The sequence below is a fragment of the Plesiocystis pacifica SIR-1 genome, assembly GCF_000170895.1.
Classification (GTDB): domain Bacteria; phylum Myxococcota_A; class Polyangia; order Nannocystales; family Nannocystaceae; genus Plesiocystis; species Plesiocystis pacifica.
This window is the reverse complement of record NZ_ABCS01000098.1, coordinates 24061-35885: the sequence shown is the minus strand read 5'-3', so window position 1 is coordinate 35885 and position 11825 is coordinate 24061. Positions and strand designations below refer to the sequence as shown.

The 11825-nt window shown below is 73.0% G+C and carries 2 protein-coding genes; one reads left to right on the top strand and one right to left on the bottom strand.

Annotated features, from left to right (window positions below):
• Positions 1-678 (bottom strand): M16 family metallopeptidase (locus PPSIR1_RS33075; RefSeq protein ID WP_198154670.1); only part of this gene is annotated, 678 nt, incomplete at its 3' end.
• A gap of 413 nt (positions 679-1091) precedes the next feature.
• On the opposite strand from PPSIR1_RS33075, the gene PPSIR1_RS33070 reads away from it, so the two are divergent.
• Positions 1092-11567, top strand: a complete 10476-nt coding sequence (locus PPSIR1_RS33070; protein WP_006975603.1) for a tetratricopeptide repeat protein — start codon at positions 1092-1094, stop codon at positions 11565-11567.
• Positions 11568-11825 lie beyond the last annotated feature (258 nt).

Here is an 11825-nt window from a genome sequence, read left to right as displayed (position 1 = left end):
GAGCAGGGCGCGGGCCTGGGCCTCGACCGCGCCCGGGTCGGCGCAGCCCGTGACCACGAGGGTCAGGCTCTCGCCCCGGCACTGGCGACGCTGCCACCCGCGCAGGCGCGCCGTGGTCAGGGCCTGGAGCTCCTCGAGCTCGCCGAGGACCGGGCGGGCGTAGGGGTGATCGCCGTAGAGGTCGGCCATCAGGGCCTGGATGCTCCGCGCCGCCGGGTCGTCCTCGTACTGGTGGATCTCCTCGATGACGACCTGCTTTTCCCGGTCGAGGAGGGCGGGATCGATGGGCCGGCTGGTCACCGCGGGGAGCAAGATGGCGAGGGCTTCCTCGATGGCGTCCCCAGGAAGGGTAGCGTGGAACACGGTCTCGTCGTGACTCGTGAACGCGTTGACGTCTCCGCCGAGGGCTTCGATGGCGCTGGCGAGGTCGTGGCTGCGGCCCTCGGCGTCGACCCAGGGCTTGAACACCATGTGCTCGAAGAGGTGGGCGCAGCCGTGTTCGCGGCTGCGCTCGGCCGCGGCTCCGGCGTGGATCCACAGCTGGACGCAGGCGACCCCGCGGCCGCCGCGGGCCGGGGGCGGGCCGGGCATCATCAGCAGGCGCGCTCCGTTGTCGAAGCGGAGGGAGATGGGCGATGCGGCGTCGCGCGGGCTCTGGCGTTGATTCGAAGTCGGCACGGGGCGGCCACGGCCCGGGCTGCGCGGGCGTCTGTGCAGGCTACTTGTCCGGGCCTCCATTGCAAACGCCAGGACCCTCGCTGGACGTGATGGAGGCCGCTGTGAGCCCCTTCGGGCCGTGAGTCGCCGCTCGTTCGAGGCGGACGCGAGCTTGCCGCAGTCGGTGCCTCCAGGCTCGGGGCTGGCTTAGTCGGGACGCGAGGTGTGGTCCGGATCGACAAACCATCGACGAGCGATCGACCCGCGCGAGCCGGTCGATCGCAGGGCGAGTCGGCGACGCTGCAGACCGAGCCAGAGCTCGCCGAGCCAGCGGCCCGGTCGACTTTCTCGACGCCCAGCGAGGGGGGCCTCGTGGTAACGTGCGCTGCCTTCGTGGCTGGGGATCCTCCCCAACACGGGGCAGCTCGAGCACCATGTCGAACGTCTATCCGGCCTCCGACTTCGCCCTCCCTTGCCCCTTGCCCCCCGAGGAGGACGCCGACGCCGAGGCGCTCATCGCTTACCGCGAACAACGCGGCGATGAGCGGGTGTTCGCGCGGGCGCGACGACGCATGCGCGAGGCCGGCGATTGGCTCTCGATGGCCAAGCTGCTCGTCGAGCACGCGGCGTCGATGGCCCGGGAGCCCGGGAAGGCCGCCAAGGTCGTCGAGCTCTCGATTCAGGCCTACGAGCTGTTCAAGGACCGCGCCGATCGTCCGCGCGAGGCGACCCACGCCCTGAGCCGGGCGCTCATGGCCCAGCCCGAGAACGAGCGGGCCTACGAGCGCCTGTACCTGGCCTACCAGGAGCTCGGCTGGGACGCGGAGCTGTCGACCTTGCTGATGTGGCGGCTGGGCTGGGCGCGCAACGCCGATCCCGCGCTCCTCGGCCCCCTGCACATGGCCTACGCGGACATCCAGCGCCGGCGCTTCCACGCCATGGGCGAGGCCGTCGCCCACTACGAGCAGGCGCTGCGCGTGGATCCGGGGCTGACCGGGGCGAGCGAGGCCCTGATCACCCTGCACCTCGGCGGCGGGGCGTGGGAGCGGGCCTTCCAGCTGATGGAGACGGAGCTCGGCGTGCTCGAGGGCGATCCTCGCTTCGCCCAGGATCCGGCCGTCGCCGCGCGGATCAGCGAGCTGCACCTGCGCCTGGCTCGGCTGGCCACGGAGCACTACGACGACCTGGCCAGCGCGGCCCGCCACCTCCAGGCCGCGATCAAGATGGCGCCCAACAGCCTCGCGGCCCTGCGCGCCTTCGGGAACCTCTACCTCGGCTCGGGCAAGGCCAGCGAGGACGGGATGGCCAAGGCCTCGAGCATCTTCCTCAAGTCCGCCGGCCTGGCCCGCCGCGCCAACGACCTGCCCGAGGCGACCAAGCTGCTGCGCCGGACCCTGAGCCTGCGCCCGGGCACCTACGAGGCCGCCAAGCTCCTGGCCGAGCTGCTCGCCGAGCAGGACCTGTGGATGGAGCTCGACGAGCTCTACATCGAGATGCTGACCTACGTCGACGGCCCGGCGCGCCTGCAGGTGCTGCTCAGCCGCGCGGCCAACCTGGACCAGCGCCTGTCCCGGCGCGAGGAGGCCCGGGTCTGCTACGAGGAGGCCGGCCGCTACCAGACCGCCGACGGCGAGGCCTGGACCGCGCTCGAGCGCATCTATCGCGACACCGCCGACTGGGCCGCGCTGGCGACCTTGCTCGAGTGGAAGGTCGAGCAGCTCGGCGACGGCATGTCCACGGCGAGCCTGCTCGAGGCCGCCAAGGTCTTCCACCACCAGCTCGACGACCACGAGCGCGCGGCGCTGTTTTACTTCAAGGTGCTCGAGCGCGAGCCCTTCAACGCCGAGGCCTTCGAGGGCTACAAGGAGCACTTTCGGCGCAAGCACGCGTGGGCGGCCCTGCGCGACCTGATCCTCTACCAGATCGAGCGCGCCATGGAGGTGGCCGCGTCCGGGGGCTACAGCCCGCTGCGCAACGAGAGCTTCGAGCAGGAGTTCACCGAACTGGCCGAGATCTGCGAGCGTCGCCTCGGCGACGTCGACGGGGCCCTCGACGCGTGGAACCGCATGTCCCACGCCTACCCGCGCAACCGCCAGCCCCGCGAGCAGATGGCGCGGATCCAAAAGCGCACGCGCATGTGGGACAACATGGTGCGGGTCCAGGAGGGCGAGCTGGCCCGGGCCACGGAGCCGCGCAAGCGCTTCGAGCTGCTCAAGCGCCTGGCGCAGATCTACCGCGATCGGCAGGTCAACCCGCAGCGGGCCATCGAGCTGTACAGCGAGATGCTCCACCTCGTGCCCGACGACCTCGGGGCGACCCGGGCCCTGACCGCGCTCTACGACCGCGCCGGCGACCACTACCAGGTCATCGAGCTGCTCAAGCAGCAGTACGAGCGGGCGCGCAGCGACACCGAGCGGGTCACGCTGCTGCGGCGCATGGCCGAGCTGTGGCACCACGAGCTCTCGGCCCCGGCCGAGGCGATGTGGGCCTGCGAGGAGATCCTCGCGCTGACCGGCAACGACCTCGAGGCCCTGCACCGGCTCCAGCTCCTTGCCCGCGAGGCCAGCGACGTCGAGCTGCTCGTCGCGGCCCTCGAGCGCGAGTACAAGCTCGCCGGCAAGGCCCAGCAAAAGGCGCAGATCCTCCGCCGCCTGGCGCGGGTGGCCGAGAGCCAGCTCCAGGACCACGACCGGGCCTCGGGCTACTGGTCGCGCCTGGCCGACCTCGAGCCCGACAACCTCGAGGTCGCCGACAAGATGATCGCGATCTACGAGCAGGGCAGCCGCTACGAGGAGCTGGCGGCCTTCCTCGGCCGGGCCGCGGGCTCGAGCAAGACGCCGATCATTCGCCAGCTCGACTACCTGCTGCGCCTGGGCAGCATCGCCCAGGGCATGCTCGGCGATCCCGATCTCGCCCGCAGCGCCTACGAGCGGGCCGTGCGGATCCGTCCCAAGCACCGCGGGGCCCTCGACGCGCTCGCCGATCTCTACCGCCTCGAAGAGGACAGCGAGCCCCTCGCCAAGGTCCTGGGCACGCTGCGGCTGATCGCCGACAGCGACGAGGAGGCGTTCAGCTTCGCCTGGGAGCAGGCCCAGCTGCTGCTCCTCGACGTCGAGAAGCCGGGCGAGGCCGCCGAGGTGCTCGCGTGGATCCTCGAGGGTCCGCGGCGCGGCGACCCCGAGGTCAACCGCAGCCTGCTCGAGGCCTACCGCGGCGCCAGCGACCGCGAGAAGCTCGTCGCCCACGCCGAGCTGATGCTGATCGGGACCGCCGACACGGCCGAGCGCGCCGAGCTCTTCCAGCTCATCGTCGACGCCTGGCAGGTCCTCGACAACAAGCCCGCGGCGATGCAGGCGATCCGTCGGCGCCTCGAGGAGTTCCCCGAGGACCCCGAGGGCCACGCCAAGCTCGGCGAGCTGCAGGCCGAGCTCGGCGAGTTCGAGCTGGCGCTGCGCTCCCTGGCCCGCAAGCTCGAGCTCGTCGCCCGCGACCCCGACGAGCAGATCGACACCCTCAAGCGCATGGCCGAGCTCGCCGACCAGGGCCTCGGCGACGCCCGCCGGGCCCTCGAGCTGCTGCGCCGGGCGAGCGGCATCGACCCCACGGACCCGGCCCTGCGCGACTACATCGAGGAGTTCGCCCAGGTCCACGGGACCTGGAAGGAGCTGCTCGAGATCGACGAGCTGCGCATCAACCGGCTCGGCGAGATGGGCGACGTCACCGGGCAGCTCGAGATCTGCACGGAGGCCTCGACCATCGCCGAGCGCGAGCTGGGCGACGCCGATCGCGCGTTCGCGTGGGCGCGGCGCGGCTACTTCATCGCGCGGGCGCAGCAGCTGGACTTCGAGCGCGGCTTCAAGCGCCTGCGCAAGCTGGCCGAGAGCTACGGGCTGTGGAGCTCGCTGCTCGAGGTGACCGAGCGGGAGCTCGAGCGCGAGACCATCGTCGACGAGTACGAGCTGGTCGAGCGGATGATCGGCGCGGCCGAGATCGCCGAGCGCGAGCTGAAGGACCCCAAGCGGGCGGTCGGCTACCTCCAGCGCGGGCTCAGCCGGGCGCCCAACGACGACGAGCTGAGCAAGCGCATCGAGGCCATCGCCGGGCGCCACCAGCTGTGGGGCGCGCTCTTGGACCTCGAAGAGCACCGCCTCGAGCAGGCCCAGAGCGCCCTCGGCCGCTTCGAGGCCTTCTCGGCCCTCGCGCGCATCTACCAGCGCAAGCTCGACGACCCGCGGGCGGCCTTCGCCAGCCTGCGCCGGGGCTGGGCCGACCTGCGCCAGCGCGATCCTTCGCTGGCCGAGGAGGCCCTCGACATGGCCGTGTCCATCGCCGAGCGCGAGGGGCTGTGGCGCGAGGTCGCCGACCACTACGCCGCGCTGGCCCGGGAGCACACCCAGGCCGGCGCGCTCAGCCAGGCCGTGGACGCCCTCGCCGAGGCCAGCCAGATCGTCGAGGAGCGCCTCGAGGACCCGATCTCGGCCATGCGCGTGCTGTTGCGCGGGGTCAGCCTCGACCGCGAGGGCGACGTGATCATGCCGCGCCTGCGCCGGCTCGCCGCTGGCGTCGACGAGGGGGCGCAGACCAAGGGCGACCACGACGGCGTGTCCGTGGGCGCCCTGGTCGAGCTCCGGGCCATCGGCGAGCTCGTCGAGCAGGCCCGGACCACCGCCGAGAAGGTCGGCCTGCTCGAGGAGCGCGCGCGCATCCGAGAACAGCGCCTCGACGACGGCGGCGGGGCCCTGGCCGAGTGGCTGCGCGTGCTCACCCTCGACCCCGAGCACGGCGACGCCCGGGCCGAGGCCGAGCGCATCGCCGCGCGCTACGACCTGTGGCACAGCTTCATGCTGCTCCCGGCCTGGGAGCTCGAGCGCTCGGGCAGCACGGCTCGACAGGTCGCGCTGTTCGTCGAGCTCGCCGAGCTCTACGAGCACAAGCTCGGCCGGTCCGAGTACGCCTTCCGAGCGCGCCTCGAGGCCTGGCGGCGCAGCCCCGAGCTGCCGCCCCGGGTGGGCGCCCTGGGCGTGTCCGAGTCGGCCGCCAACGTCGATCTGTGGCGCCTCGCGGGCGCCGTGGGTCGCTACCGCGGACCGGCCCTGCCCAAGGACAGCGCCATCAACCCCGAGCTGCCCATGCCCGAGCTGCGCGACGCCACGCTGTGGCACCGGGCCGGCCTGGACCCTCAGCACCTGACCCCGCCGGGGACCCAGGACGCCGCCGACGGCGTGGCCCTGCGCTACGACGACCCCCACTCCGAGGGCGACCCCGACGAGCTCACGGCCGTCGCGCCCATGGACGGCGGGGACTCGGTGGTCGAGGAGGTGTCGCGGGTCGAGCTGATCTCCGACTCGGTCATCGAGGAGGTGTCGCGGGTCGAGCTGCTCGAGGACTCGGTGGTCGAGGAGGTGTCGAGGGTCGAGCTGATCTCCGAGATCGAGGAGGTGTCGCGGGTCGAGCTGATCTCCGAGGACTCGGTGGTCGAGGAGGTGTCGCGGGTCGAGCTGCTCGAGGAGGTCACGCGCAAGCGCGACCTCGACGGCGAGGTCACGCGCAAGCGCGAGGTCGAAGAGCTCGACGGCGCCGACCTGGCCTCGGCGCAGGTGAGCGGGCAGATCGGCAACATGGCCGATCCCCGCAAGGCCCAGCGCGAGGCCGCCAACGCGGGCCGCGTGCCCGGAGCGCGGCGCAGTGCCCCAGATCCTGCGCTGGATCCCGAGCTCGATCCCGGCACGGAGCGCTTCGGCAAGACCCTGCACCTGCCCAAGCCCGAGCGCCGCCCGGTGGGCATGGACACGGGCGTGCACGACGAGACCTTCGCCCTCGGGCGCGGGCTCCCCGAGGTCCCGGCGCTGTCGGGCCCCGTGCTCCCCCCCCGGCCCAAGGTCGCCAGCGCCTGGGAGGAGCTCGCGGCCGCCTACTCCGAGCTGCCCACGGCCAACCGCGAGGCGAAGGTCGAGCTCCAGCTGGTCATCGCGCGGCTGTGGGAGGAGGGCGCCAAGCTGCTCGAGCGGGCCTTCCTGTGCCACGAGCGCGCCCTGATGGTCCTCCCCGAGCACGCCGTGAGCGTGGCCAGCCTCGAGGAGCTGGCCGAGCGCCACGAGGCCCGGCCGCGCCTGCTCGAGGCGTGGAAGAAGCTGCTGTCCGAGGCGGCCCTGCCCGAGCACGTCGTCGCCCTCAACATGCGCATCGCGGCCTTCCACCGCCGCGACGACTTCGAGCGCGATCTGGGCGAGGCCGAGGCCCGCTACAAGGCCGTGCTCGCCGTGGTCTCGAACCACGTCGGGGCGCTGCGCGAGCTCCTGGTCATCTACGACGAGCTCGAGCGCCGGCCGGACTACGTCGAGACCTACGCCGAGCTGCTGCGCGCCGAGGCCCGCGGGCTCGAGGACGCCGAGCGGGTCGAGCGGACCCTGGTCCTGGCCAAGCTCTACGAGGACGAGGTCGACAAGAGCGACGCGGCGGTCAAGCTGCTGCGCGCCCTGGTCCGCGAGATCGGCGACTTCGCCGAGCTCCACGACGCCCTGGCCGAGCTGCTGATCCGCCGCCAGGAGTGGCCGCAGGCCATCGACGCCATGCGCAAGGCCATCGAGGACCTGCTCGAGGCCGAGTCGCAGACCAAGTACCTCCGCAAGATCGCGCGCATCTACACCCGGGAGCTCGAGCTGCCCGAGCGGGCCATCGAGGCCTGGGTCGACTACCGCGAGCTCCAGCCCAAGGACGACGAGGCCCTGGCCTGCCTGCAGGACCTCTATCTCATCACCGAGCGCTGGAACAAGCTCCTGCCGGTGATCGAGGAGCGCCTCGAGGGGCTGTCCAACGACGCCGAGCTCGACGACGCGACGCGCCAGGCCGGGCGGGTCAAGCTGCTCGTGGTCAAGGCCCGGGCCCTGCAAGAGGGCCTCGGCGACGAGCTCGGGGCGACCCAGACCCTCGAGCAGCTGGCCAAGGAGGCCCCCGAGGACGACGAGGTCGTGCTCGGGCTGAGCCGCCTGTACCGCAAGGCGAGCCGCTTCGACGAGGGCATCGCGCTGATCCGCGAGCGCATCGAGGGCTTCGAGGCGCGGCTCGCCAAGATCGAAGCAGGCGACGAGGCAGGCGCAGACGCGGCCGCCGAGCTGCGGGCGCGCTTGGTGTCCGCGAGCAAGACCCTCGCGCAGGTCCTCGCCGACGAGGGGCGCCGCCACCGGGAGGCCCTCGAGGTCGTGTCCGGGGCGCTCCGTCACGCGCCGGAGGAGCGCGAGCTGCTGGTCCAGCGCACCAAGCTCGCGCGGGCGCTCAACGACCTCCCGCTGCTCGTCGAGGGCCTCATGCAGCTCGAGGAGATCGACGGCGTGCTCGAGGCCGCGGATCTGCTGCGGACGCACCTCGAGGCCCCCGATCGCGCGCGCACGGCCTACACGCGGATCCTCGCCGAGGCCAAGGCCAAGGCCAAGCTCGGCGGCAGCGAGCAGGCCAAGTGGGCCGAGCGGCTGACCCGGAGCATCGAGGGCCTGGTCCAGCTCGACATCGCCGCGGGCGACATCGAGGGGGCGACGGCGTTCATGGACGCCGAGCTCGAAGCCCTCGAGTCCGGCAGCGTGCGCGCGCGCTTGCTGACGGAGATCGGGCGGATCACCTACCGCGTGACCCAGGACGTCGACGCCGCGCGCTCGCGCTTTGACGCCGCGCTGGCCGAGGACCCCGACCACGCCGAGGCGCGCCTGGGCCTGGGCGAGGTCCTGGTCGAGTCGGGGGACTTCGAGGGCGCGGAGAAGCAGCTCGAGCAGGCCGTCGAGGCCCTCGGCCTGGTCCGCGCGCAAGAGCAGCTGGTCGAGGGCCTGGTCCTGCTCGCGCGGGTGCTCGAGGCCACCGATCGCGCGGGCGAGGCCTACCGGCGCCTGACCGCGGCGCTGCGCCACGACCCAGACAACATGGGCATCCGCCTGGCGGTGGTCGACAACCGGGTCCGGGCTCGCCGGCACCGCGACGTGGTCTCCGTGGTCGATCAGCTCGAGAAGCGGCTCACGGCGCTGCGCGAGGCCGACGGCGTGCTCAGCAAGGCGGACGCGGCCCTGGTCGCGCAGATGCAGGCCGAGGCTGCGGCCGCGGAGCTCGAGCTGCGCCGCCACGAGGAGGCCCGCGCCCGGCTCGAGGCCGCGCTCGGCCACGACGCGAGCAACGTCCGGGCTCTGGGCCTGCTCGTGCCCATGGTCTATGAGCGGGGCGACGCCGCCGGGGCGGCTCGCTACGCCGGGCGCATGGCCGAGGCCATCGCCGAGCCGCACCCGCGGGGCGTGGCCTGGGTCGACGCGGGCATGTACTACCGCGAGGCCGCGGGCTTGCTGCGCGACTCCGACCCCGAGGGCGAGTCCCCCGAGGACGCCAGCAAGCGCCACGAGCGGGTCCGCGAGTTCGAGCGCGAAGCCTTCGAGTGCGTCCGCCTGGGCCTGGTCCTGGTCGCCGACAGCCCGGTCCCGGTCCTCGACCTGGGCCAGCTCGAGGCGGCCTTCCGGGCCACGGCTCACCACGACGACTCCCTGGCCCTGCGCTGCCTCGATCGCCTGCTGGTCGCCGACCCCGACGACGCCACCCGCCTGAGCCTGCTCATCGAGGGCGTGCGCGTGGCCCTGCCGGGGTCCGATGGGGCGGCCGCGGCCGACGGGGACGCGCCCGCCGAGCCGAGCCCGGACGCCGGCCCCCAGCCGAGCGTCGCGCTCGCGCGGGGCTACGCCGATCGGGCGGTCGCCCTGGCGCCCCTGTCCTCGGCGGCCATGCTCGCCAAGGCCCAGAGCCTCGAGGCCGAGGGCCGCACCGAGGAGCTCGAGCCGCTGGTGTCCGAGTTCATCGCCAAGCTCGAGGCCGAGCGCGAGAGCTCGGGCGAGCGGGTCGAGCTCGACGACGACCTGAGCGCGCGCATCTCCCTGCTCGTGCGCCTGGCCGGGATCCAGAGCGAGAAGGCCCCGCAGCTGGCCGCGGCCTCCCTCGAGCGGGCGGCCCGGCTGCGCGTGCGCATGGGTCGTCCGGAGCTCGCCGACGGCGAGTTTGGCCGGGCCCAGTACGAGCACCTCGCGGAGCTCTACGCGCGCCTCACGGCGGCCGGCAAGGTCGTCAGCAAGCACAAGATCATCAGCAACCATCGCGGCTTGCTCGAGATGGATCCCCTGCACGCGCCCGCGCTCTTGGGCCTGGCGCGCCACCACCGGGAGGCTGGCGAGCTCCAGCGCGCCCGGGCGCTGTTCGCTGCCCTCGGCCTCGTCGCCAGCGAGCTGGGCGAGGGCGCCGAGGAGGCGGCGGGGGAGGCCGCGACCTTCCTGGCCGAGCACCCGGAGCTGCCGCCGAGCGACGCCAAGGAGCTGGTGGTCGAGTCCATCGTGGGCGAGACCCCGCGCACGGCCGCCATCCCTGGCGCGCTGGTGCATCTGTGGGAGTCGGGCCAGGGCCTGATCGGCGGGCAGTTCGAGAAGCTCGAGGTCTCGACCAAGGACCGCGTCTCGCCCGTGGGCGACGGCGAGCTGGCCAAGTCCTGGCGCGAGGTCCTCAAGCGCATGGGTCAGAGCAAGGTCGCGCTCGTGGCTGACGCGCGCTTCGATCGAGCCTCCGAGGGAGAGGCAGACGCCGCTGACGAGCCGGCGGCGGGCTGGGTCCGGCCGCACTGCCAGCAGCCGCCGGTGTTGGTCGCCGGCCCGGCCGCGCGCGAGGCCGGCGAGGACCAGCGCAAGGCCGTCGAGTTTGCCCTGGCGCGGGCCGTGTTCTGCACCCGGCCCGAGGCCGTGATGCTCATGGGCTTGCCCCGGGCTCGCTTCGCGCGGGTGCTGTCGGCGACCTTGCTCGCCTTCCACCCGCGCCACGGTCAGCGCAAGCAGGCCGCCCGCCACGCCAAGGACCCGGTCAGCAAGCTCGGCCACGAGCTGTCGCGCAAGCTGCCGATCCGCGTCGCGCGGCAGATCGGCGCGGGCTTCAAGGAGCAGGCGGACGAAGGCTTCGACAGCCGCTCGCTCCGCGCGTGGGTGCGCCGGGCGGCCGCTCGCGTCGGCCTGGTGGTCTCGGGCGACCTCGCGGCGGCGCTGCGCGTCATCGGAGGCTTTGGCCCCGAGCTGCCCACGCAGGAGCTCAGCGAGCGCGTCGAGCTCGACGGAGACCTGCGCGCGCTCGCGGCCTACGCCGTCAGCGGAGCCTACGCGGACGCGCGGGCGGCCCTCGGCTATCGCGTCGAGGGCGACGCGCGGGAAGGGGAGGCCATCGCGGCCCCGCCCATCGTCGTCGAGGTCGACGCGGAGGCCCTGGTCAGCGAGGCCCTCGTCGGGCAGAGCCTGAGCCAGGCGCGGGCTTCGGGCGGGTCGGCCGCCAAGGAGGAGTCGCGCGCTTCTGCGCGGAGGCGCCCGATCTCGAAGCGGAGTGAGAGGGCGAAGTCCAAGCCGGAGCCGAAGGCAGCGCCCGAGCCCGCGGCGGAGCCCGAGGTGAAGGCAGAGCCCGAGGTGAAGGCAGAGCCCGAGGTCGCGGTGAAGGCAGAGCCCGAGGTCGCGGTGAAGGCAGAGCCCGAGGTCGCGGCGGAGCCCGAGGTCGAGCCAGAGCCCGAGGCGAAGGCAGAAACCGAGCCCGAGGTCGCGGCGGAGCCCGAGGCGAAGGCAGAACCTGAAGCAAAGACGGAAGCCGAGGCCGACGCTGCCGCCATGGACTCCGAGCTCGACGCGGCCTTCGACGATCTCGAAGACGTCGACCTCGACGCCGACGTCGAGGACATCGGCGAGGTCGACGACGATCTCCTCGAAGATTTCGAAGACTTCGACGCGGCCCCCGAGCCCCCGGGACCGCCCCCGCCCAAACCTCCGCCCCCGCCGGGCGGCAAGCCCAAGGCGGCCGCGGCCGAGGCCATCGAGGCCATCGAGGAGATCAGCGAGCTCGAAGAACTCGACGACTTCGAAGAGATCGATTGATCCAAAGCGCACGCTCGCGCGGCCCCGAGCCCCGGCTCGAGACTCGGAACCTCGAATCTCGGCGCTCGCGGGCCTCGCTGGCCCGCACACCCACGCGCTGGCCCGACCTGCGGAGCGGGGCCCCCGGAAACCGTGCTATCAATGGCGTCGCGTCGCCGACAACGCCGATCGCGCTTCGCGTCCCAACTCATGCGTATTCCGAGGCGACAGACGAACCCCACGGACTCGACCCGACTGACCCGAGGACTGGCCCGCCGG